The organism is Brucella sp. 22210, assembly GCF_052045675.1.
Lineage (GTDB): Bacteria > Pseudomonadota > Alphaproteobacteria > Rhizobiales > Rhizobiaceae > Brucella.
In genome coordinates this window covers 228,030-252,206 of the sequence record NZ_JBQEPD010000006.1, presented here as the reverse complement: position 1 = coordinate 252,206, position 24,177 = coordinate 228,030, and the positions used below count along the sequence as shown (strand labels likewise).

The following is a 24,177-nucleotide window of genomic DNA, read 5'->3' as shown; positions in this document are numbered from 1 at the left end:
GCGCGACGGTCAGTCTGGTCGCCCGTCGTCATGGCATTGCGCCTAACCAGCTGTTCGCGTGGCGCAAGCTTGCATCGCAGGGTGCCTTGGTTGCCACCGCAGCCGAAGAGGAGGTTGTCCCTGCCTCGGAATACCGGGCGCTTCAGGCTCAGGTGAAGGAATTACAGCGCCTTCTGGGCAAGAAGACGATGGAAGGGGAAATTCTCAAGGAGGCCCTCGAAATCGCCAACGGCCCAAAAAAACGACTGCTGCACTCAATCTCGCTGCCGAAGGACGTTTTGCGATGAAGGCGCTATGCGAGACGTTAGGCGTTGCCCGGTCGAATATCGCTGCACGCGCCACAGGCACCCTTTCCAGAGCCCGAGGGAGACCTCCGCTTCCCGACGCTGATCTGGTTGCTCAGATCAAGGCGGTCATTGAAGAAATGTCGACCTATGGTTATCGGCGCGTTCATGCCATTCTGCGGCGCAAGGCCCGTGAACAGGGGCGTTCATGGCCGAACGCCAAACGTGTTTATCGCGTGATGAAGCGGCATGATCTGCTCCTTCAGCGCCATACCGGAGCTGCCGGTGAACGCAGACACGACGGGCAAGTCACCGTCGAGCGCTCCAATACCAGATGGTGCTCCGATGGCTTCGAGATCACGTGCGACAACAAGGAAAAGGTCCGCGTTGCATTTGCGCTCGACTGCTGTGATCGGGAAGCAATCGCTCATGTGGCCACGACAGAAGGCATCAAGAGCGAAGATGTACAGGACCTTGTCATCACGGCGGTAGAAAACCGCTTCGGGCGCATCAATATGCTGGCAGAGCCCATCCAGTGGCTTACCGACAATGGTTCATGCTTCATTGCGAAAAACACCGCGTCCCTGCTCCGGGATATCGGTATGGAACAGTGCAGAACACCAGTGCGCAGCCCGCAGTCAAATGGAATGGCTGAGGCTTTCGTCAAAACATTCAAGCGCGATTATGTCCGGATCAACCCGACGCCGGACGCCGAAACTGTCATGGCTCAACTGCCATCATGGTTCGAGCACTATAACAATCTTCACCCGCACAAGGCTTTAGGATATCAATCTCCACGAGAGTTCCTGAGCCGAAATGCTCAATCCTGAAAATGTCCGGTTTTTAAGGGGCAACTCCACCACCGTGCGAAATGCTTCGAGGGTGAAGTGTCTTATCAATCCGGGCTTGACCATGATTTTCGTCTGCAGGAGGCACGTGCCGGAACCTTTTCGCTAGGCATAGAGGACGACCGCTGTCGGATCAATCAAATCTACAGCCACAGAAGAGTGCTGTCATAATGTCAGCCTGAGCGAAGCCGATCGGGATGGCTGCGCGCTGGATGAGATCGCTCAAACTCGCCACAATACCAAGGCTGAATGGAATGCCTTAGCTCATTTACACACCTGATAACCGGAACCGGGGCATTCCGCACCTCTGTTCAAGCAATGAGAAAACACCCCTTCCGAATTCTTTGATTTATATATTGCAGCCGATAAAAATGTAATCTCCATAAAGTGAATAGGTTTCTCGTATAGATTGATTTTATATTAATGATTTTCCGTTTTGTGGATGGGGATTTATGTCTATGGATAACAAGGCAAATCGCGATTTTACAATATACATTGTAGATGACGATCAAGAAATCTGTGATTCTTTATCGAATATATTTGAAGAGGAATCCCTTCTTGCTATTTATTTTAGATCTGCACGATCGTTCTTAAGATCAATACCATTAATAGGCATTGGCTGCATTCTTTTGGATGTGAACCTTCCGGAAATGAGCGGGCTGGAAATTCAAGAGCATCTGGACAGGGTTGGAAGTGCTATGCCCATTATATTCATGACAGCGTATGGCGATATCCCCATGACGGTTAAAGCGCTCAAGGCCGGAGCATCAGATTTCCTGGAGAAACCCTTCCGACTGCAAACTCTTCTGGATGCAGTCAGCCAAGCTTTAAACAAGTACTCAAAGCGACTTGCCCTGCATGACGAGGTCGACCAGGTACGGAACCTTGCAAGCAAATTAACGCCAAGAGAGTCTGAAGTCTTGAAGGCTGTTGTTGCCGGCAAAATGAACAAACAAATTGCTTATGACCTAAATGTGCAAGAAATCACAATAAAAGTGCACCGAGCCTCTGTTATGCGGAAAATGAAAGCGAAATCTCTGGCCGAACTTGTACGCAAAGTAGCCTCTATTGAGGAGTTTTGAGCATGCGGACCGGCTGTTCCGGTCCGCATCTGGCGTGTTCAGATAATGGGTTCTTTCGCCTTTCTGAACGTGACCTTCTTCGGATCGAGATTAAGATGTCCCTGAACCAGTTCCGAGGGCGTCAGTGCCAACCATTGATTCAGCGATACGTCCGCATAGTAACTGCTCTTGAACATTTCCAGAAAGCGGAGCGTGGTTTTGCCAGTGTTCTCCACATAGTGCCCCATAGCGAAGGGAACATAGCCGACATCGCCCGCAGCATAATCAAATGTCCTTGAATGGCCGTTTGCGGCGAATACCCCCATTCTGGCTTGCCCTTCTATGTAATACTGCCATTCATCCGTATTTGGATGCCAATGGAGTTCACGAATGCCGCCAGTCTCGATTTCGACAAGAGCGGCAGCGATTGTTTTCGATGCAGGAAAGTTGCTCGAGTCGGTAATTCGAACGGTTCCATTTGGTGTTTTAATCGACTCCTGGGCCATCATACGGTGACTGAGCCGGTCAGATGCCTCTTTCGCTCCGGTTGGCCGATCATCTTGAGCGCTGGAGACAGGGACTGGAAGAGGGAACATATAACGCTCACTCTCTTTGGGAAGGTTTTCAAATGCCCCGACCGGCGCTCCAAAATTCTTCGCCAGCAGGTTGGGCGGGATATGGTTGAACCAGTCTGTTAGCAGAAAGGTGCTATCCTCATCAAAACCACCATCGTCGAAAACAAGCAGGAACTCACAGCCATCGGGACCAAGGCCCTGGATGGAATGTGGGATACCCGAAGGAAAGTACCACAGATCTCCTGGTCCGACATCGCTGACAAAATTTTCCCCCGCGGCATTGACTGCAGTAATTCGGGCATTACCGTAAAGCATATAGGCCCATTCAGCCTCCTTATGCCAATGTAACTCACGAACCCCACCTGAGTTGAGGCGCATGTCAACGCCTGCAATGCTGTTTGATATGCCTAACTCGCGGACAGTCACCTGTCTTGTCCATCCACCCGGATAGAGTTTTGTGGGTGCATCGGCAAATGAGAATTTTAGGTTGGGTATTGTGTCGGAGTCAGTTGCTGGCTGGTTGAGCATGTCGGGACTAAGCTCATCCTTAACGACGTTTCTCGGTCCAGGATCGTTTCCGCCGAGCCGGGTCTCTGTGGTTGCGGTGTTTCAGTAGCAATTGCACTCGTTGCAACAACTGCTGCTCCAGTAGTCAATGCCAGCAATGCTCCACGTCGAGATATATCGTTCATCAGATACTCCTTAGTCGTGCTTGTGCTCCCACAACAAAGATAGATACCCACGATGTTTCGGCCAACCTATACTCAGGTATAGTGACATCGGCACTTTCAAAATGTTAAGCTGCAATACTATTTAATAGTACATCTTCCGGAAGGCTGCGGTGATGTAATATTGATTAGCAAGAAGTGCGATGAGATTTGCTACGTTGAAAAATGCGACGTTAGCACTGCCAAAAGCTATGCCATTATTCGTAGAGCTGGCGGTAACGCTCCCGAAGTATGTTCTTTTGAACCTTGCCCATGGTGTTTCGCGGTAATTCGTCTACAAATAGAACCCGCTTTGGCAGCTTGTAACGGGCCAGTCGTTCGCTCAAGGCGATCAGTATATGTTTCTCTTCCAACAGGAAGCCGGGATTTTTCACGACAACAGCTGTAGTGCCCTCACCAAAATCTTTGTGTGGTACGCCAATGACTGCACTCTCAAGCACTCCATCCAACAGATCGATCTCGCTTTCGATTTCTTTAGGATAAATATTGTAGCCGCCGGAAATTACGAGATCTTTGCCGCGGCCGACAATGTTCACATAGCCTTTTACATCGATAAGACCGAGATCGCCGGTGATGAAGAAGCCGTCGTCACGGAATTCCTCTTTGGTCTTTGCAGGCATGTTCCAGTAGCCTTTGAATACGTTTGGTCCTTTGACTTCCAGCATCCCGGTCTCTCCGCTTGGAAGTTCCTCGCCACTTTCCATATCCACCACACGGATACTCACGCCAGGCAGTGGAAAGCCCACTGTTCCTGCTATGCGATCCCCCTGGTAAGGATTGGAGGTGTTCATATTGGTTTCTGTCATGCCATAGCGTTCCAGAATGGCATGTCCTGTGTTGTCGAAGAAGGTCTGGTGGGTTTCGTTCAGAAGTGGTGCTGACCCTGAGATAAAGAGCCGCATATGAGCAGTGCTTTCGCGGTTTACACGCGCGTCCTGTGACAGGCGCACATAGAACGTGGGAACACCCATCAATACGGTTGCTTTTGGCAGACGGGCCACGATCTGGTCTGGATCAAACTTGGGTAACAGAAACATCGATGCGCCGGAAATGAGCGTAACATTGCTTGCTACAAACAGGCCATGTGTGTGAAAAATCGGCAATGCGTGGATGAGCCGATCCTTAGCGACAAAGTGCCAGCTATCGCGCAGTGTCAAAGCATTGGAGAGAAGGTTGTCATGGCTGAGCATCGCGCCTTTCGAGCGTCCTGTTGTGCCCGATGTATAAAGAATGGCGGCAAGATCGTCTGGCCCGCGATCGACGTCTTTAAATTCCACTCCGGCACCGTTTGCATGGTCCATCAATGAGCCGCCGCCCGTATCGTCGAGCGTTTCGAGGACAGCACCGCAGGCGCGGGCCGTTTCGGCGAGTTTTTCCGCATTTTGCGGTGAGACGACCACAAGGGCTGGTTTGGCGTCGTTAAAAAAGTAGTCGAGTTCGGCAACGGTATAGCCCGTGTTCAGCGGCAGATAGACCGCACCGCACCGCAAACAGGCCAGATAAAGCACTAGTGCTTCGGCACTTTTTTCAACTTGAACGGCTATACGGTCGCCGGGGTTAACGCCGCGCTCGACCAATACATTGGCAAAGCGCGCAGACAGCGCCAGCATATCCCCATATGTCCAAATTTTCCCTGCTTGCGTCTCGATGAAGATCGCGTCGGTCGCGGAAATTGCGTTGCGGATGGCATCAAACAGGTGATTAGGCATATATTGTTCCCAAGGAATTTTTGGCTGCTTTTATAGGCGGCTGAATGGAAGCTGGCTTGCGAAGATTTGCAGAAGCGATGACCTCTCCTCTTTCTGCATAGGCTTCATGATTGCGCTCGATGTCATCAAGTTTGTAAAGATAGTTGACCATCAATCCGTGCGATTCCCGCATTGCTTTGGCGGAAACATCTCCGAGATAATTGAGGCGTTCCAGTCTGGCGCCGTTGCCGAGATGGAAGCGGGCGACCGCGTCGATAAGACGTCCGTTAGCGGTGCGAGCATTCAGGAAATAATGCGTGGCTGCGCGCGAGAACAGTGGTTGGATTTCGGCTGCCAAAGTCTCGTTGTTTTCCCAGCCTGCGTTTTCGAGGAGTTGTCGCAATCGGTCAAGCTCCAGTGTAGTGTCGGCTTCGACACTCGCGGTCTTTAACCAGCGTCCAAATCCAGGCACGGGTGAGAGGGTGACAAAATTCTTGAGTGCCGGTATTTCACGACGCAACTCTTCGACGACCTGTTTGATCAGAAAGTTCCCGAAGGAAATGCCTCTCAGGCCGCTTTGACAGTTGGAAATTGAGTAGAATACCGCCGTATCGGCATCGTTTGCCGCGATCGCGTCGCGCTTATTATCGAGCAAAGGGCCGATTTTGTCGGGAATTGATCGCGTGAGCGCTACTTCCACAAAGATCAAAGGCTCATCCGCAAGTTGCGGATGAAAGAATGCGAAGCACCGCCGGTCCGATGGCGCCAGGCGATTTCGGAGTTCATTCCAGTCGCCAATGGCATGAACGGCTTCGTAGCGAATGATTTTTTCCAGGATGTGTGCGGGTGTGGTCCAATCAATGGAGCGCAATTGCAGGAAACCGCGGTTGAACCAGGACGTGAAGAGATGTGAAAAATCTGAATCGACCGCTCCAAGCTCGGGCATTGATGTCTGCATATGCAGAAGCGCATCGCGCATCGTGACAAGCGCAGCTGTTCCCCGTGGGGCGGCGTTCAATCTGCGAATGAGTTCTTGCCGTCTTGGTTCCGCTGCCTCATGCAGCCTGGAAAGCGTGTCGGGATTTGGCGATGCGCGGTAATCGTCGATGGCTTTATCAAGACGAGCGCCGTTGGCACCGTATTTATCAAGGAGAGCGCTCATGAATTTACGCTGCTCGTCGTTGTTGAGCGATTCCCAGCCGGTCAGTATATCCCGCGCTAGTGCGAGGCCTGAAGCCTCTCCTTTGCTCGAAAGTAGGTGCTCACAGCGCAGCATCAGCAGTTCAAAGTTCGATTGCTTCCGCGTGGAGCGCGACGATTTTACAATGAGTCGACGACCACGGTCTGCGATCGCATCGATCATGTCGCGAAATGAGGAAATGCTGCTCATAAACCTACTCCGATTGCGCGGATTGAGAAGGTTGGACGATTTCGCCTTTATCTGTACCGGCGCCTGATCAGCTTGGTCGTCCTGTCAGGTGCATCTTATGCTTATCCCTCTTGCATGCAAAGTCAATAAGATTGTATACAAGAATTGGGTCCCTAGAACAGGATGCTTCATGTCAGAAAATATTGTCCTGAAATTGCGCGATCAGATTGAAAACGAAATTCTGAGTGGGGGCTTCTCATCTGGAAAACGTCTGGATGAGGTGCGGCTGGCTCAGCAGTTTGGCGTCTCGCGCACACCGATACGTGAAGCATTGATGCAGCTGAGTGCGATTGGCCTCATTGAAATTCGCCCGCGCAGGGGTGCGATAGTCGTGGAGCCAGCGCCAGAGCGCATTTATGAAATGTTCGAAGTAATGGCTGAACTGGAGGCCATGGCTGGCGCGCAAGCGGCGCGTCGTCATACGGAAGATGACCGCCTCGCGCTCATGGAAGCGCATCTCAATTGTACCAAATCCGCTGAAGCGGAGGATCCGGACGCCTATTATTACGACAATGACGTTTTCCACGCAGCCATTTATACCGCGAGCCATAACGGCTTTTTGAAAGAGCAGTGTGAGGCGCTTCATCGCCGTTTGCGTCCTTACCGTCGCTTGCAGTTGCGATTGCGAAATCGAATGCGAGCCTCATTTGAGGAGCATGACCGGATTGTGAAGTCCATCTTGTCGGGCAATAGCGCGGCCGCTTCTGCTGTATTGCGCATGCACATTGCTGTTCAGGGCGAGCGCTTTTCGGACCTGATTGCCCAGCTCAATGCTGGTAAATCAGGACGTTGACCAAAATGTAATAAAATCCTCTTTTAAAATTTCTCTTATCAATAATGAAATTTTATTGACATTATTTTCTTGATACTCATACTGAGTTTCAAATCGCGCTGGAGATGAAAGGGCATAGAAAAGCCTTCTCCGGGCTACGGCTTGACTTTGAATTGGCCGTGGTAAAAGTCGCGAGGAGGGAACGATGCAGATGAGAGTTGAGGACGCTGTCGCCGATGTCTGGGCGCGGTTGGATGCCCGGTCAGATCGGGTCGTGGGATTGACCAGTGATCTGGTTAGAATTCCTTCCGTCAATCCAAAATTTCAGGACCTGCCCGAAGAGGGACGTGAAGCCGAAGTGCAGGCGCTGATTGCGCGCGAACTGTCTGTTAGCCACCTTGCAATAAAGACATTTGACGCTTTGCCGGGGCGCCCTAATCTTCTGGCTGAGACGGAAGCAGTCGGTAATGGCGACCGTGATTTGATCTTGTGCGGTCATATCGACGTCGTCCCGGTCGGTGATGTCCGCGAGTGGAGCTACGACCCGTTTTGCGGCGATGTTCGAGACGGTAAAGTGCTCGGTCGCGGCACGATGGATATGAAGGCTGGTTTGGCCTGCTGCATCGAAGCACTGCGGGTGATCCGAGAAGCGGGTATCGCGCTTCAGGGTAAGGTATCACTGCACTCCGTCGTCGATGAGGAGGCTGGTGGTTTCGGCGCGAAAGCCATGGTCAAAGCGGGATATTTGGCACCCGCAGCTATCATCGCAGAGCCGGGTGGCGACGAGATTTTTATCAGCCAAGGTGGCCTGGAGTGGCTCCGTATTACCATTCGCGGTCGCCAGGGTCATTCGGCTTATCGGTTTACTGGTATGTATCCGCAGCCCCATCAGGAAAACCGTAAGGCCCCTCCCATCAGCGCTGCCGATATGGCTACGCGCTTCCTTGTCGCGTTACGCGATTATGAAGCCGCCAATGCCCGCGTGAAAAGTCATCCCATGATGGCTCCGGGCATCAATCATTTTGGCGTGGGATCAGTACGGATCGGTGCTGGCCTTGGTGCGGACGGTTTGCCGATGATCATGACAAGTCCAGGCATAGTGCCGGATGTCGCCGTCATCGATATTGATCACAAGTTCATGCCGCATGAAACCAGTGCGGAAATTCGCGCGGATTTTGAACAGTTCGTTGCACATTTTTGCGCTACAGATCCCTGGCTGCGCGAAAATCCGATCGACGTGAAATGGGATCTCTATGATCTCCACTTTCCACCGATGAATACGGCGGCTGACCATCGGTTGGTCAAGATCGTTACAGACAGACGTTCCAGCCTTGGCAAGCCAACGGCGTTGCGCGGTTCTATCGGTGTGACAGACGGTGCGCATTATGCGGTCGCGGGCGTCCAACCCATACGTTATGGCCCATTTGGTGCTAACCAGCATGCGGCAGATGAATGGGCCGACGTGGCGTCCATCAAGATGACCACCAAGGTCATGGCTGCCGCTATTCTTGATTGGTGTAGTGTCGCCTAAGCGATCATAAGCGCTTGAAATTTCGGCAGAGTTCCTTTCCGGCGCCACTGGCGTCAACGGAGAAATCGTATCGTGATGAACTTCTTCAATCCAGTCCAGATGCGCACAAAGCGCTCGCGTCTCGCTTATCTCGTCGCTTCCGCCGGCATGGCGGCGTTGGTGGCCACAGCGCTGCCGGCGGCGGCTGAAACGCTTAATTGGGCGCGTGCGTCGGATGTACAGACGCTCGACCCCCACGCCTATAATGAAGGTATAACCCATGCCTTCAACCATCAGATCTATGAGCCGCTGGTGGCTCGGTCTGACGACGGCAAATTGATTGGCGTTTTGGCGACCGAATGGAAGATGCTACCTGACCAGACCGACATTTGGGAGTTCAAACTACGCCCGGATGTTACCTTTCATGACGGTGCGCCATTCACAACTGACGACGTCATCTTTTCGTTTCAGCGCGCCATGGCACCTACATCAAACGTACGCTCGCTCCTGACGGCGGTCGATAGCGTAACTGCCAAGGACGAGCATACGATACAGATCAAGACCAAAGGCACGAGCCCGCTGCTGGTCAACAATCTTGTCAATATTTTCATGATGAACAAAGCCTGGGCGGAAAAGAATGATGCTGCATCCCCGCAGGATTTCAAGGCTGGCAAAGAAAGCTATGCCGCGCGTAACGAAAATGGTACCGGGGCTTATCGTCTTGTCAGCCGTGAAGCAGACCGTCGCACTGAACTGGCAGCCTATGATAAATATTGGGGTATAGGCCAGTTTCCTCTGGATATTGATCGCATTGTATATACGCCCATCCAGTCGCCAGCCACGCGCGTTTCGGCACTTATCAGCGGAGAGGTAAATTTCCTGCAGGACGTTTCCCCGCAGGACATTGCCAAGCTGGAACAGAACCCGGAACTGCGCGTGGTCAGGGGACCTGAAAACCGTACCATCTTTTTTGGCGTCAATATGGGGGCCGACAAGCTCACTTACGGTGAAGCGAAGGGAAATCCATTCGCTGACAAGCGAGTGCGTCATGCGATGAACATTGCAATTGATCGTAGTGTTATTGGAAAGGCGATTATGCGGGGCGAGTCCATTCCGATTGGGACCATAGCACCTCCTTTCATCAACGGTTATACGGAAGAAATGGGCAAGTTGCCCGAGGTCAATATCGAGAAAGCCAAGCAACTGATGAGCGACGCCGGATATGGCGACGGTTTCTCGGTTACGCTCAATTGTACCAATGACAGTTTCGTCAACGATGAACGTATCTGTCAGGCTATTGTCGGCATGATGGCGAAGATTGGGATCAAGGTTCATCTCGATGTGCAGCCCGCCGGTGTAGTGTTTCCAATGGTCGCCAATGGCAAGACGGATTTCTACCTGATGGGCTGGGGGGCTTCGACCTTCGACTCTCAATATGTGTTCGACAATCTTGTGCACTCCCGCAGCGAAGGACGCGGTGCGTGGAGCGCTGTGAACTTCAACAATGCTGAGATCGATGCCAAGATCGAGACGTTGGGTACGGAAGCCAATATCGAAAAGCGCAATGCGACGATTGCTGAGATATGGAAGGTCGTTCAGGACGAGAGTTTCTATTTGCCGATCCATGCGCAGATGCTGGCCCGTGCTTCGGCGAAGAAAATTCACATCACGTCGAACCTGTCCAACAGTCTCTTCGTCAAGACGATATCGGTAGACAAATGATCGCCTTCCTCCTGCGCAGACTGGGATCGGCTGTGCCAGTCATGTTAATCACAGCCTTCCTGTCCTTTGCCGCGTTTCGCTTTATCGGCGACCCGCTGCAAAATATGCTGGGACAGGATGCGACTGCGCAGGATCGCGCTCGGCTTGCCGCAGAGCTCGGCTTCGACCAACCCTTCTATATTCAGTTCTGGCGCTTCATTGTGTCGATCCTGCATGGAGACTTTGGTGTTTCAACGCGCGTCGGACGTCCCGTACTGGATTTGATTGTCGAGCGGCTTCCAGCAACTCTCGAACTCGCCGTACTTTCATTTGTGATAGCCATGGCGGCGGGCATCGCGCTTGGTGTACTGACTGCGTTGCGTCCGCGCTCCATCTTTTCGAAGCTTGCCATGACGGGATCGCTGGTTGCTGTATCGCTGCCGAATTTCCTGATCAGTATTGCGCTGATCTATGTATTCTCGGTGCGGCTCGGTTGGCTACCGGCTTTTGGACGCGGCGACACAGTTAAAATCGGCTGGTGGACGACTGGTCTGCTGACGAAATCCGGCTGGCTGGCAATCATCCTGCCTGCGATCTCTCTTGCGACCTTCCAGTTGACACTCATCTTGCGGCTGGTGCGAACGGAAATGCTGGAGGTGATGCATTCGGATTATATTCGCTTTGCTTGGGCACGCGGCTTGTCGCAGCGACTGATCTATTTTTCCTATGCTTTGAAGAACACAATGGTACCGGTCGTGACTGTTGCGGGACTGCAATTGGGATCGATCATTGCTTTTGCTGTGGTCACGGAAACCGTATTTCAATGGCCGGGTGTGGGACTTCTCTTCATTAATTCCGTCAATTTTTCCGATGTGCCAATCATGGCAACCTATCTCCTTTTGACATCTCTGATTTTCGTGACGATCAATATGGTGGTTGATTGCATCTACTATCTCATCGACCCGCGCCTGCGGGTTGCGGGAGGCGTAAAATGACGTCAATTCTGCGCTTCTTTCGTTCGGACATAGGCTACGCTTATCTTCGTTCACCGGGTGCGATTTTTGCAACGGTGGTTCTGGTTTTGATACTGATTACCGCCGTCGGCGCGCCGTTGCTGGCGCCACAGGACATTCTTGATCCGGCGCAGCTCGATCTGCTGTCAGCCAATACGCCGCCGTGGAGCATCAACGAGTTCTCCAACCAGTTTTATATTCTGGGTACGGACGATCAGGGCCGCGATATCCTGTCTGCGACGCTCTATGGAACCCGTGTATCCTTGCTGGTTGGTCTGGCGGCAGTCCTGCTTTCGATGAGTATTGGCGTCACATTAGGATTGATCTCCGGCTATTTCGGAGGACGCATCGATGCGATCATCATGCGCATTGCGGATGTGCAACTGTCTATCCCGGCGATCCTGACAGCACTGCTCATTTTTGGATTGACCCGCTCGCTCTTGCCGCCTGGTGCACGCGATACGATGGCCGTCTATGTTCTTATACTGGCAATCGGCTTTTCAGGTTGGGTCTCTTATGCGCGTACCGTGCGCGGGGCGGTGATGGTGGAAAAGCAGCGTGAGTATGTTCAGGCTGCGCTCATGATGGGGCTACCGACCCGCATCATTCTCGCCCGCCATATTCTGCCCAATGTGCGGCGCCCTATCATGGTGATTGCTACCATCTCTTTGGCGCTCGCCATTATAACCGAGGCAACATTGTCCTATCTTGGTGCAGGCTTGCCTGCCACCCAACCATCGCTCGGTACGCTCATTCGTAGCGGCCAGGATTTTCTCTTTGCTGGGGAATGGTGGATACTTCTATTTCCCGCGGTCACGCTTCTGGCGCTCGCACTGGCGATCAACGTCCTTGGCGACTGGCTGCGCGACGCACTCAATCCAAGAGGGGTTTGAGCGATGGTCTCTTCAAAGCCTTCCATTCTATCGATCCGTGATCTTTGCGTCGATTTTCCCAGCCGCCATGGCACGTTCAGCGCGGTACGCAATGTCAGCTTCGACATTGCCGCAGGTGAAATTCTCGGCATAGTCGGTGAATCCGGGGCCGGAAAGTCGACTGTCGGGGCGGCCATTACCGGCCTGTTGCAGGCTCCAGGCTTCATCAGTGCAGGTGAAGTTCGACTTTCGGGCGATATCATTGATGCACGCAATATCAAGGCTATGCAGGCTTTGCGTGGCAAGCGCATCTCAACGATTTTTCAGGATCCGCTGACAAGTCTCAATCCACTATTCACCATCGAACGTCAGTTGGTCGATACGATCCGGACCCATCGTCCGATGTCGAAGGCGGATGCAAAGGCGGAGGCTATACGTCAGCTTGAAGTGGTCGGAATTCCCGAGCCCGCGCGACGCGTAAAAAACTGGCCGCATGAATTCTCCGGTGGCATGCGTCAGCGTGCCGTTATTGCACTTGCACTCTGCTCTGAACCGGAGTTGATCATTGCGGATGAGCCCACCACAGCACTTGATGTTTCCGTTCAGGCGCAGATATTGGAGTTGATCCGTAAGCTGGCGTTGGAACGCGGTGTCGCCGTCATGCTCATCACCCATGATATGGGTGCCATTGCACAGATCGCCGACCGTGTGGCTGTCATGCGTGCGGGAGAGATCGTTGAGCTGAATGACACGCAGGCGGTTCTCGAAAAGCCCCAGCACGAATACAGCCGTGCGCTGATCTCCGTTGTGCCCCGCGGCGACGTCAAACTTGATCGGTTTCCGGTCGCGGGTGCTCCAAAGAATATCGATATTGCCACGCAATGGTTGTTGCAAGGGAATGCGGACACCGTGTCATCGATCAATGATGCTTTGGTCGAGTTGCGCCACGTGGAACAGATCTACGGCGGCAAGAGCCTGTTCTTTGGCAAGGCATCAGGCGGCTTCAAGGCGCTGCATGATATCAATCTCGACATTCGACGGGGCGAGGTGATGGGGCTGGTCGGGGAGTCCGGATCGGGTAAGTCGACCATGGCGCGTATATTCGCAGGTCTGACGCGCCCAAGTCATGGCCAGATGTTTTTCGGCGGTCAGGATGTCTTCGCTGCGCCTTTTCCGGTGCGTCAGCAGATCAGACGCGACACGCAAATGGTGTTCCAGGATCCCTATTCCTCTCTTAACTCGCAGATGCGGGTTGGGGACATTATAGCAGAGCCGATGGTACATTACGGGCTTGCAACCAGTCGCCGTCAGGCCGAACCAATCATGCTGGAGCTATTGAATGCCGTGGGTCTTGATGCCACGGCCGCCCGCCGATATCCTCATGCGTTTTCCGGTGGCCAGCGGCAACGCATTTCCATTGCCCGGGCTTTAGCAAGCCGGCCGCGCTTTCTTATCTGCGACGAGCCCACTTCAGCGCTGGATGTGTCTATTCAGGCGCAGATATTAAACTTGTTGAAGGACCTGCAGCAGCAACTATCACTGACCATTCTTTTCATCAGCCACGACTTGCCGGTCGTTCGCCAGATTTGTGACCGTATTACGGTGCTGCAACAGGGCCGAATTTGTGAAATCAACGCGACGGAAGATCTGTTTGGTTCGCCACAGCATGCTTACACGACCAATCTTCTGTCAATGATCCCAGATATGCGAAGGCGCACACATTGTCTGATGGGGGAAATGGCATGAGTGTCAGGGACAGGTTGACCGATGGCGCTATCGATTTCACGCGGTCGGAACTGAAAATTATACGCGAACTTCTGTCGAATTACCCAGCTTTGGGGCTCAACACGGTCGCTCATTTGGCATCAGTTGCCGGGGTCAGTGATCCAACTGTTGTGCGACTTGTGAATAAGCTTGGCTTCAGCGGTTATCCGGAATTTCAGGCCGCACTTGTCAGCGAAGTGCAGGAGCGTATGAGTTCTCCTCTTTCAATGATGGATACGCGCAAGCCTGCACCGGGGCAGAACAATTTCTATCAGCATTTTCTGGATGCAAGCATTCAGGCGCTGGGGACTGCCAAGTCGACCATGCCTGCACATGATTTTGAAGCTGTCGTGGATGCGGCAGCTGATACTAGTATGCGCATTCACTGTTTGGGTGGGCGTTTTAGTGGCATGTTGGCCGGCATGTTGTGGGCTCATATGAAACAACTGCGTTCCGATACACACTGGATCAACGGAGCGGAAGCAGATGAGGTCGATCGCCTGATTGACCTTGGACGCAAGGACACGCTCTTCGTTTATGATTATCGTCGATATCAAACCGGCACCATCCGATTTGCGCGACACGCCGCCGATCAAGGGGCGAAAATCATTCTATTCACCGATCGGTGGCTTTCTCCCATTGCCGAGTTTGCCGCACTCACACTCACGGCACCGGTTGATACAGCTTCACCCTATGACACCATGGTGCCTGCCATGGCGCAGACTGAAGCGTTGATCGCTGCTCTCACTACGCGCTTTTCAGCCACATCGCTGAAACGCATCCAGCGGCTGGAAGAACTACGCCGCAGCTATGCAATTACCGAAGACGCGCTCAAACCAAGCAAGTGAGCGCATTCGACAGACCGATCTCATGAGGAGAAGACGATGGCTTCCATCGAAGTAAAATTCGGCAGTGATCTTTTGCGTCGTGAAAGCGCTTACGAGCGGGACATGACCTCTCTGCTGCTGGTGGATATGCAGCGCATCTGGTGCGAGCCCAATCTCGATCCGACGCACCCGCAGGATGCTGACAGCTACTATCATCGCCGTCTGCGCGATTTGGTGGTACCCAATCAAAAGCGCATTCTCGAAGCAGCGCGCGCTGCCGAGTGCAATATCCTTCACACGATCATCCAGAGCCTAACAAATGATGGTCGTGATCGTTCGCTCGATCATAAACTGTCTGACATGCATGTGCCAAAAGACGCGCCTGAGGGGGCAGTGATCGACGCACTGAAGCCGATTGAAAACGAGATCGTTCTACCCAAAACCTCTTCCGGCGTCTTCAATTCGACCAATATCGATTACGTACTGCGCAATCTCAACACCCGATATCTTATCATTGCCGGCGTTGTCACCGATCAATGCGTCGACATGGCGGTGCGTGACGCTTCCGACCGGGGCTATCTCGTCACGGTCGTGCATGATGCCTGCGCTACCTACACGCAGGAACGTCACGAAGCCGCACTCAACGCTTATGCTGGCTATTGCTGGATCACCGATACTGAGACCGTTCTCGCGCGGCTCAATGCACTCAAGGTCTGACATCGAATTCTGGGAAAAAAGATGGATAATCGCACGAAAGCCGATGCGAGCTTCATGGAGCTTGCTACCATCGTCACGACTGATCTTTGTGGCATTACACGTGGACGCAGCTTTGCAGTGAGCGAACTCGACAGTTATTTGCGCAAGGGTGTGGGCTGGGTGCCAGCCAACCTGGCATTGACACCATTCGACGAAATTGCCGAAGACAATCCATGGGGCTCGAAAGGAGACCTGCGTCTGATGCCGGATGCAGAGAGCCGCGTCCGTGTTTCTTGCCTTCCAGACGAAACACCGCTGCATTTTTACCATGCTGATATTACCCATCTCGACGGTTCACCGTGGGATTGTTGCGTGCGTACTTTCCTCAAGGAGACGATTGAGGCGTACGAACGTGAAGCCGGCCTTCGTGTTGTGAGCGCGGTTGAACAGGAATTTCAGATCATCGGTGCAGATTGGCCAGATGCGCCAGCTTTTGGTTTGCGTGCGCAACGTCGCACCGGCACGTTTCCTTCCCTGTTGATGCGCGCACTGGAAGAGGCTGGTGCTGAACCGGAAATGTTCCTGCCAGAATATGGCAAGAATCAATACGAAATTACATGCCGACCCGCGCCCGTTCTTGTTGCGGCGGATCGTGGGGCCACAATTCGTGCGGTGACACGGGAAGTTGCGGCCAGTTTCGGCTGGCATGCTAGTTTTGCTCCGAAAATTTCGGCAGATGGGGTCGGCAATGGTGTCCATCTCCATGTCAGCTTCACCGATCTTGATGGCAATCCCGTAACTTTTGATCCTGATCGCCCCGGCAGGCTTTCGAAAATAGCCGGATCTTTTGCTGCTGGCGTTATCAAGCATCTGCCCGCACTCGTAGCTTTTACGGCACCGTCCGTATTGTCTTATCCGCGGCTTGTGCCGCATCATTGGAGTGCGGCTTACACCTGCCTCGGCGAAAAGAACCGAGAGGCGACGCTGCGGATTTGTCCGACCCTCGATCTACCGGGAAGCAATCCGGCACGGCAGTTCAATATGGAGTTTCGAGCCGCAGACGGATGCGCGAGTCCGCATCTGTCACTCGCGGTTCTGTTGCGGGCAGGCCTTGAGGGTATCCGGGCCGAGCTTGAACAGCCACCGCTCACCAATTCCGACCCGGCCGATATGACCGATGCAGAGCGCGAGCGACTGGGCATCCGGAGGCTTCCTGCCAGCCTTGAAGAAGCGCTCGAGGCACTTCAACAAGACACCACCGTAACGGGTTGGTTCTCAAAAGATTTCATTGATTGTTACCTGGCAATGAAACGGAAAGAGATCAGCATCGTTTCCGGGCATACGCCTGATGAACTTTGTAGCCGCTATGCAGCTGTCTATTGATACGGGACAGGCTATGAAAGACGAAACGAGATTTTCGGCGGTGGCGGCGCGTCATGACCCAGTGAAACCACTATTAGCGATTGACGAACCGCCGCCATATGCGGTTGTCAACCCCGATGGGGCATCGCCCTTTTTGCTTCTGTGTGAACATGCGTCCAATCGCATACCACGCGCGCTTGGCGATCTGGGTGTGTCATATGAGGAAAGGCAACGACACATCGCATGGGATATCGGCGTGAGCGCGCTGTCCCAGCAACTGAGTGCCGCACTCGATGCGCCGCTGTTTATGACGAATTACTCGCGTCTGGTCATAGACTGCAATCGGCCGCTACATGTGGCCTCCGCCATTCCCGAAATCAGCGAGGCTACGTCTGTCCCTGGAAACCGTGGGCTTAGTGAGGTCGAGCGCCAGCAACGCATCGACACGTTGTTTCGCCCTTTTGCCGATGCTGTCAGGCGCAGGCTGGATTGGCGGACCGAACAGAGCCAACCCACAATCATCGTCGGTGTGCATAGTTTTACACCCGTTTATAGCGGAACGGTAAGGCCATGGCATGCAGGCGTTCTATATGGGGAAGCCAAAGTCTTTGGCCGTGCTTTGATCGCTGCCCTGGAGAAGGAAACCGGTTTAATGATTGGAGATAATGAACCGTATAATATCCATCCAGACGAAGATTACACAGTACCGACCCATGCTGATAGCCGGAAATTACCCGGCGTTTTAATCGAAGTCCGTCACGACCTCATAGAAACTCATGGCGATGTTGTTCAATGGGGAAGATGGCTGACCTCAGCCTTGCTGGCGGCTGCATCTGCATGACGAATCTTGAGGCGGGGAAAACTTCTTTTATTCACCGTCTCAGCTGAAGCTGGGTGTAATGGCACAAGGCTATTCAGTCTGAAACGAGATGCATACCGCGCTCGGCAAATAAGGCTTCAACGTCGCTTGGCTAAACGAAACTGATAATCGAGCCACAACGAATGTCCGATTTACAGTAGGTGGTTCAAGCGACGCTAATCTGGTCCTAGCGAATAAACTTCGACATGGAGATCGACGTCGCGGCAACCTGAACGTGATGTGCCAATTCGGCTTCGACGCGTTCGAGCGACCATCTTGTGGTCGGCGCGGCGATATTGACGGCTGCAACGGCGCGGCCACGTTCGTCGGTTACAGCGGCGGCAACCGAAATATCGCCGAGAACCGTTTCATTGGCCACGATGGCATAGCCCTTTTCGGCCGCCTCCTGAATACGGGCTTTCAAGCGGCCCTTGTCCGTTACCGTATAAGGCGTCAGCGACTTCAATACGGAGCGTTCGAAGACTTCTTCCTGCTCTTCCGGTGAGCGGTGGGACAGGATGACGGTTCCCGATGCCGTGAAAAGGGCGGGTAGGCGACTGCCGACCATAATGTCGACATTGACGAGGTGCTGGCCTGGAAAGCGACCGACATAAACGATTTCCGTCCCGTCCAGTTCCTGGAGGTTGGCGGTTTCACCGACCGTTCGGCTGATCTCCAGCAGATAGGGGGCTGCCTTGTGCAGGACTTCATGGGCGGAAAGATAATTATAGGCGAACTGGAGAACCTTGGAGGTCAGGGCGTAGTTACGCGTATTGTGGACACGGCGCAGAAAGCCAAGCGTCTCCAGTGTGTGAACCAGACGCTGCGCTGCGCTGCGATCCAACCCGGCCAGTTTCGCGATTTCCGAAAGCGGCATTTGCCGCTGCGGCCCGTCGAAGGCGTGCAGAATCTGAAATGTCTTTTCGGTCGATCCGACGAACAGGGACGAGCGCTTGGGATCGGCTTCCTCGCGGCCTGTCTCTCCCGACTTTTTCCCTGTATCTGCCTGCATCGACATATCGGTTCTTTCATTTTCTATTTGCTGCGAAAGCGCAGGACCGTTCGGCCCTGCGCTCGAAAGGTCGGGTTGCTGAACCCGACTTCATCTCTGTATTTGCCTAACTAATTGCTCAAGAAGCAAGATCGACAGGCGATCTTTCGTACTTGTCCAGAAGACGTGCATATTCCTTCTTGAGCGCTTCGCTCAATTCGGGCTTCGGCTGGCGCAGCGGTGCAAGCATGGTCGGCGCGTTGACATTGATCAGATCCATAACGGACTTCATCGGGCCCGGATTGGTTTCCGCGAATGCGTGGTTCATCAACGGGATCAGATCGCGGTGTAATGCCAGCGCTTCGGCGGTTTTGCCTTCACTTGCCAGGTCGAACATCTTGCGCCAGACACGCGGCAGAAGATTTGCAGTCACGACGATACCGCCCGTCGCACCGGCTGCAACATGCAGTGGGAACAGGTGATCTTCGCCGCTGAGCACTGCGAAGGACGAAGCGTCAACGCCTGCCACCACACGCAGATAGTGATACATGTCGGTATTGCAGGCCTTCATGCCTATGATGCGTTCATGGCGAGACAGCTCGTGTGTGACTTCCGGATCGATGGCGATACGCGTGCGATACGGAATTTCGTAGAGCAGGATCGGCAATGGCGACTCGTCCGCATAGCGCAGGAAATAGTCGCGGATGCCAGCCTGTGTCGGGTTGGTATAGTAAGGCGTGATAACCAGCAGAGCATCTGCACCGGCCGCCGCGAAGTCCTTGGCGGAAGCAATGGCGTCATGATAGCCAGGGTCGAGCACGCCCGCAACGACCGGGCCCTTACCTTCCATGGCCTTGGCCGAAAGCTCGACAAAACGGTTGCGTTCGCCACGCGAAAGCGCACCGTACTCACCTGTACCGCCGAGCGGCACAACGCCGTCAACACCTTGCTGGTCGAGCCAGGCAAAAAGTGCTTCGGTGGCCTTCAGGTCGATCGTGTCGTCGCTTTGAACCGGCGTAACGAGGGCAGGCAAAATGCCGCGAAGGCTGGAAGAATTGATCATGGATAGTCCTTTCATGCGTATTCAGTAATTGGTTCAGCGCGACATGCTGCGCTGACGCAAACGGTCGGCGACGAAAATCAGCACCGAGATAAAGACAAGGAGGCATGTCGATACCGCAGCGATGACCGGTGATACCTGAAGGGTCACTTCATCCCAGAACTGCTTTGGCAGGGTTGAATTCAAACCGCCCGACGAGAACAGCGCGATTGTGAGTTCGTCGAAGGAAGTCGCGAAGGCAAAGAGAAATGCCGAGAACATGCCTGCGGCCAGCATGGGGAAGGTGACATAGGCAAGACTCTTGACCGGGCTCGCGCCCAGACTTTGTGCTGCGAGATCGAGACGCGTGTCATAATTGCGCAGCACTGCAACCATCGTCATCACCACATAAGGCACGCAAACCACCGTATGGCCGATAATGAGGCCGACGGAGGTTCCGACCAGTCCGAGTTCTGCGAAGACATAGAACAAGCCGACCGCGATAATGATGCGTGGAGCCACGATGGGCGACAGTACGAAGGCGAGGATTGCCGCCTTGCCGCGAATATTGGCGCGGGCCAGTAGGAAGGCCGCGGGAATACCGATCAGCATCGACAAAATACCGGCACCGAAAGCCACAACCAGCGACCGCCAGAGCGCCTGTGACCAGACTGGTGTGTTCCACATCTGCTCATACCACTGCATGGTAAAGCCGGAAGGCGGCCAGTTGAGCCCGGAAGCACTGAACGAAATCGGGATCATCATGATGGCTGGCAAGCTGATGAGGATCAGTAGTGTCCAGACAAAACCGCTCAGCAGTTTCGGTGATTTCTCCGCGTCGGAGCTTTTGCGGCTGCCGGGGAAAAGTGCAATTAGCCGGTCACTGATATCGCCGATGACAGCAAGGAATCTGGCACCGGCACGACGAGCGGCGGTATCGCGGTTCACATTGGCGGTTGCTGTTTCTCCGGTCAGGCTCTGGAAGCCGAAAATCCGGTCATAGATGATGAAAACCGCAAGCACGACCACCAGAAGCAGCACGGATATCGCACCGGCCAGACCCCAGTTCAGCGTCTGCTGCACCTGATCAATGATGAGCTGGGTGATCATGGTTTCAAAGCGACCACCCAGAAGCGATGGTACGATGAAGAAACCGATTGAGGTGACGAAAACCATGATGGCTGCCGCTGCCACGCCCGGCATGGACAGCGGGAAATAGACTGTCCAGAAGGCAGAGCCTGGACGGGCTCCAAGCGTCGAGGCGGCGCGGGGCAGATTGCGGTCGATGTTTTCCATTACCGACAGCATGGTCATGACGGCGAGCGGCAGCATGGCATGGACCATGCCGACGAGAACCGCGCCGAGACTGTAGATGAGGTTGGCCGGACGGTCGATCACGCCAATCGCCAGCAGGAACTGGTTGATAGCGCCATTGCGGCCAAGAATAACCACCCATGCGAAAGCGCGCACCAGAAAGCTTGTCCAGAAGGACAGAAGCACGAGGAAAATCAGCCAACTCTTAGCCTTGGGGCCCGCCTTCGAGATCAGATAGGCCACCGGATAACCAAGCAAGACGGAAAGTGCGGTGGTCGCCAACGAGATCTTGAGCGTGATCCAAAGGACATTGAGATAAAGGCTGGAAGCAAAAAGCTGCTGATAGGCGGCAAGCGAAAAGCCGTCGCGGCCGACAAAGCTCAACGACAACAACTTGCCGACGGGATAGACGAGGAATGCGAGCAAAAGCACGATCAGCGGTGCGATCATGAGCAGCTGCTTGATCCATAGCGGCATCGGCTGTTTGCTGGAACGGGTTGGGAGAGCGGTCATGGTCAGGCCTTCCCGTTACCGGCAATGGTGACCGCGTCGGTGCCGTGCCAGGATAGCGCCAGCACGTCGCCGATCTGGAAGGCGCGACCGGAGATGCGCGTCGGGAAAGCGGCAACCAGTTCCGGGAGGGTTTCGTCTTCAGCGCGCATATAAATCTTGGTCAGGCTGCCCGTCACCATAACATCGGTTACGGTAGCGCGAAGTGCCGAAGATTCGCCGTCGCTTGCCAGCGTCACGGCAAGGTTTTGCGGGCGGATCATGACATGGATGGATGCGGACGGCTGAACCGGACCGTTGCTGAGCGTGCAAGCCTCAACGCCCTTGGCACCGATGCGGACAATCGCTTCGTCACCATCAATCTTTTCGACCGTCGCAGGCAGCAGGTTCGATTCACCGAGGAAGTCGGCGACAAACAGCGTCTTTGGCCGGAAATAAAGGTCAGCTGGCGTGCCGAGCTGTTCGATATTGCCGGAATTCATCAAGCAGATGCGATCCGACATCGTCATCGCTTCTTCCTGATCATGTGTCACATAGATGATTGTTGCACCGAGCTCACGGTGAATGCGCTTGATTTCAAGCTGCATGTGTTCGCGCAGTTTCTTGTCGAGCGCGCCGAGCGGTTCGTCCATCAAGATAATCGAAGGCCGGTAGACCATGCAGCGGGCCAGTGCCACGCGCTGCTGTTGGCCGCCGGAAAGTTCTTTCGGGTAACGCTGTGCAATATGCGGAAGGCGGATCATCTCCAACGCTTCGGTCGCGCGTTTGCGGGCCTCTTCGGCGGCCACTTTGCGCATCTTCAGCGGAAACGCGATGTTCTCCAGAATGGTCATATGCGGGAACAGAGCGTAGTTCTGGAACACCACGCCAATATCACGCAGATGCGGTGCGCTATAGGTCACATCCTCGTTGCCGATCAGTACCGCGCCGTTATCAGGGCGAGCGAGGCCTGCAATCAGGCTGAGAAGGGTTGTCTTACCCGATCCCGATGGGCCGAGCAGGGTCAGGAACTCGCCTTCGGGGACGAGAAGGTCCGTTTCGGCAAGTGCGATAAAATCGCCATAGCGCTTGGCGAGTTTCTGAATGGTAAGGCTGGATGAAGACATGGCAATTCCGCTGGGCTAGAGCGCGTTTCGATCAATTCGTGCTGGATCGGCGCTCTAAATTTTTGTTTTACCGAACATCGTATCTGCTCGAAGTGGCAGGCCCGGTTGGCGCCGGACCTGTTGCTTCGGGTTAGCTCAAGAGCCAGCTATTATAACGTTCGATGGCCTTGTCCTGATTGTCGTACCAGTACTGGGCATTGATCTTGACGCCATTCTTGATGTGATCTGGGAAGGTCGGGCAGTTCTGCGCGACTTTTGGATCAATGATGTCGAAAGCTTCCGGCTGGGTAACGCCAGCGGCGAAATATTCGACGAGCTGGGCCTGACGCTTCGGATCAGAGGCGAATTTGATGAATTCCCGGCAAGCGTCGGCATTCGGCGTTCCGGCGAGGATTGCCCAATTATCAAGGCCCCAGATGTTCTGATCCCAGACGATTTCAACCGGCGCACCGCCCGACTGGGCCGACTGCGCACGCGACACCCAGGTTGGGATCATGTCCACTTCGCCGGAAATCAGCATCTGCTCAACCTGCGCGCCACTGGTCCAGAATACCGAAACATCCTTCTTGATGCGGTCGAGCGACTTGAAGGCGCGGTCGAGATCGCATGGGTAGACATCGGCATTAGCCACGCCGTCCGCCATCAGCGCCTGTTCGATGGTGTCAAACGGGTGCTTGCGCAGTGCGCGGCGACCTTCAATCTTCTCCAGATTGAAGAAGTCGGACCAGGACTTTGGTGCTTCGCGGCCCTCAAAAGCGTCCGTGCGATAGGCAAGGACGGTGGTGTAAACATTGTTGCCCACGCCATAGTCCGACAGGTACTGCTTCGGCAGGCTGGCGATGACGGCTTCACTTTCGAGGCCATGCTTTTCGAGATATTTCTTGTCTCCAGCAGTCAGCATGAGAATGGTCGGTTCGCTGATCTTGGCCATGTCCCAGGTATAGGACCCGGCATCAACCATCAAACGGATTTGCGCGGTCGGTTCCGCATTGGCCTGAACGCCCACGACTTCGATGCCGGTTGCTTCCTGGAACGGACGGTAGAAAATGGCACCGTAAGCCTTGGTATAAATGCCGCCATCATCACGCACGACGATGCGCTTGCTCTGGGCGCGAGATGGCGTCCAGATCGCTGGCGTGGCGAGAGCGACTGCACCTACTGCGGCGGTTTTCAGAAACTGGCGGCGTGACCAGATGGAATTCTTGATTGTCATATTCGTTCCCTTTCA

Annotated in this window: 20 protein-coding genes; 12 read left to right on the top strand and 8 right to left on the bottom strand. The window is 54.1% G+C overall.

Features of this window, described 5'->3' with window-relative positions; all coding sequences use genetic code 11:
- Together ACTJKP_RS11020 and ACTJKP_RS11015 are read left to right on the top strand one after the other, a co-directional pair.
- Positions 1-1,114, top strand: a protein-coding gene (locus ACTJKP_RS11020; RefSeq protein ID WP_440630270.1) for an IS3 family transposase whose coding sequence is annotated in 2 segments (ribosomal slippage) — positions 1-231 and positions 231-1,114 — 1,115 coding nt annotated over the 2 segments. Because the reading frame shifts where the segments join, the coding sequence is not laid out codon by codon here. This gene is flagged as partial in the annotation.
- 476 nt (positions 1,115-1,590) lie between these two features.
- Positions 1,591-2,214, top strand: a complete 624-nt coding sequence (locus ACTJKP_RS11015; protein ID WP_440630669.1) for a response regulator transcription factor — start codon at positions 1,591-1,593, stop codon at positions 2,212-2,214.
- A 38-nt stretch (positions 2,215-2,252) separates the two neighbouring features.
- On the opposite strand, the gene ACTJKP_RS11010 is transcribed toward ACTJKP_RS11015, so the two are convergent.
- The 3 genes from ACTJKP_RS11010 to ACTJKP_RS11000 all read right to left on the bottom strand — a co-directional run bounded on the left by ACTJKP_RS11010 (position 2,253) and on the right by ACTJKP_RS11000 (position 6,574).
- Positions 2,253-3,296: a cupin domain-containing protein gene (locus tag ACTJKP_RS11010; protein WP_440630668.1), complete on the bottom strand. Its 1,044-nt coding sequence runs from the start codon at positions 3,294-3,296 to the stop codon at positions 2,253-2,255.
- A gap of 397 nt (positions 3,297-3,693) precedes the next feature.
- Complete coding sequence (locus ACTJKP_RS11005) at positions 3,694-5,205, bottom strand: malonate--CoA ligase (RefSeq protein ID WP_440630667.1); 1,512 nt, start codon at positions 5,203-5,205, stop codon at positions 3,694-3,696.
- Positions 5,198-6,574 (bottom strand): malonyl-CoA decarboxylase, encoded by a 1,377-nt coding sequence (locus ACTJKP_RS11000; RefSeq protein ID WP_440630666.1) that lies wholly within the window; start codon positions 6,572-6,574, stop codon positions 5,198-5,200. Before ACTJKP_RS11000 ends, ACTJKP_RS11005 begins: the two co-directional genes overlap by 8 nt.
- A 169-nt stretch (positions 6,575-6,743) precedes the next feature.
- Between ACTJKP_RS11000 and ACTJKP_RS10995 the strand changes: the two genes are divergently transcribed.
- The 10 genes from ACTJKP_RS10995 (at position 6,744) to ACTJKP_RS10950 (ending at position 17,971) form a co-directional block, all read left to right on the top strand.
- Entirely contained in the window at positions 6,744-7,406 is a 663-nt protein-coding gene (locus tag ACTJKP_RS10995) for a GntR family transcriptional regulator (protein ID WP_078337382.1), read from the top strand.
- A 184-nt stretch (positions 7,407-7,590) separates the two neighbouring features.
- Positions 7,591-8,916 (top strand): M20/M25/M40 family metallo-hydrolase, encoded by a 1,326-nt coding sequence (locus tag ACTJKP_RS10990; RefSeq protein WP_440630665.1) that lies wholly within the window; start codon positions 7,591-7,593, stop codon positions 8,914-8,916.
- A 75-nt stretch (positions 8,917-8,991) separates the two neighbouring features.
- Positions 8,992-10,617, top strand: coding sequence for an ABC transporter substrate-binding protein (locus ACTJKP_RS10985; protein ID WP_440630676.1), 1,626 nt, complete (start codon positions 8,992-8,994; stop codon positions 10,615-10,617).
- Positions 10,614-11,591, top strand: coding sequence for an ABC transporter permease (locus tag ACTJKP_RS10980; RefSeq protein WP_440630664.1), 978 nt, complete (start codon positions 10,614-10,616; stop codon positions 11,589-11,591). Before ACTJKP_RS10985 ends, ACTJKP_RS10980 begins: the two co-directional genes overlap by 4 nt.
- On the top strand, positions 11,588-12,502 hold the full coding sequence (locus ACTJKP_RS10975) for an ABC transporter permease (protein ID WP_440630663.1): 915 nt from the start codon (positions 11,588-11,590) through the stop codon (positions 12,500-12,502). The genes ACTJKP_RS10980 and ACTJKP_RS10975 overlap by 4 nt, the downstream gene beginning before the upstream one ends.
- Positions 12,503-12,505: 3 nt before the next feature.
- Positions 12,506-14,227, top strand: coding sequence for a dipeptide ABC transporter ATP-binding protein (locus ACTJKP_RS10970; protein WP_440630662.1), 1,722 nt, complete (start codon positions 12,506-12,508; stop codon positions 14,225-14,227).
- Positions 14,228-14,241: 14 nt separating this feature from the next.
- Positions 14,242-15,093: a MurR/RpiR family transcriptional regulator gene (locus ACTJKP_RS10965; RefSeq protein WP_440630661.1), complete on the top strand. Its 852-nt coding sequence runs from the start codon at positions 14,242-14,244 to the stop codon at positions 15,091-15,093.
- 36 nt (positions 15,094-15,129) lie between these two features.
- On the top strand, positions 15,130-15,789 hold the full coding sequence (locus tag ACTJKP_RS10960; RefSeq protein WP_440630660.1) for an isochorismatase family cysteine hydrolase: 660 nt from the start codon (positions 15,130-15,132) through the stop codon (positions 15,787-15,789).
- A 21-nt stretch (positions 15,790-15,810) separates the two neighbouring features.
- Positions 15,811-17,151, top strand: coding sequence for a glutamine synthetase family protein (locus ACTJKP_RS10955; protein WP_440630659.1), 1,341 nt, complete (start codon positions 15,811-15,813; stop codon positions 17,149-17,151).
- Between the two features lie 13 nt (positions 17,152-17,164).
- Complete coding sequence (locus ACTJKP_RS10950; RefSeq protein ID WP_440630658.1) at positions 17,165-17,971, top strand: N-formylglutamate amidohydrolase; 807 nt, start codon at positions 17,165-17,167, stop codon at positions 17,969-17,971.
- 205 nt (positions 17,972-18,176) lie between these two features.
- Here ACTJKP_RS10950 and ACTJKP_RS10945 read toward each other — a convergent pair whose 3' ends face one another.
- From ACTJKP_RS10945 to ACTJKP_RS10925, 5 genes are all read right to left on the bottom strand, one after another.
- Positions 18,177-19,007 (bottom strand): IclR family transcriptional regulator, encoded by an 831-nt coding sequence (locus ACTJKP_RS10945; protein WP_440630657.1) that lies wholly within the window; start codon positions 19,005-19,007, stop codon positions 18,177-18,179.
- Positions 19,008-19,119: 112 nt separating this feature from the next.
- A complete protein-coding gene (dapA, locus tag ACTJKP_RS10940) occupies positions 19,120-20,043 on the bottom strand; it encodes a 4-hydroxy-tetrahydrodipicolinate synthase (protein WP_078337375.1) in 924 nt (307 codons plus the stop codon).
- Positions 20,044-20,076: 33 nt separating this feature from the next.
- On the bottom strand, positions 20,077-21,846 hold the full coding sequence (locus tag ACTJKP_RS10935; protein ID WP_440630656.1) for an ABC transporter permease subunit: 1,770 nt from the start codon (positions 21,844-21,846) through the stop codon (positions 20,077-20,079).
- Between the two features lie 2 nt (positions 21,847-21,848).
- Complete coding sequence (locus ACTJKP_RS10930; RefSeq protein WP_440630655.1) at positions 21,849-22,949, bottom strand: ABC transporter ATP-binding protein; 1,101 nt, start codon at positions 22,947-22,949, stop codon at positions 21,849-21,851.
- 130 nt (positions 22,950-23,079) lie between these two features.
- On the bottom strand, positions 23,080-24,162 hold the full coding sequence (locus tag ACTJKP_RS10925; protein ID WP_440630654.1) for an extracellular solute-binding protein: 1,083 nt from the start codon (positions 24,160-24,162) through the stop codon (positions 23,080-23,082).
- Positions 24,163-24,177 lie beyond the last annotated feature (15 nt).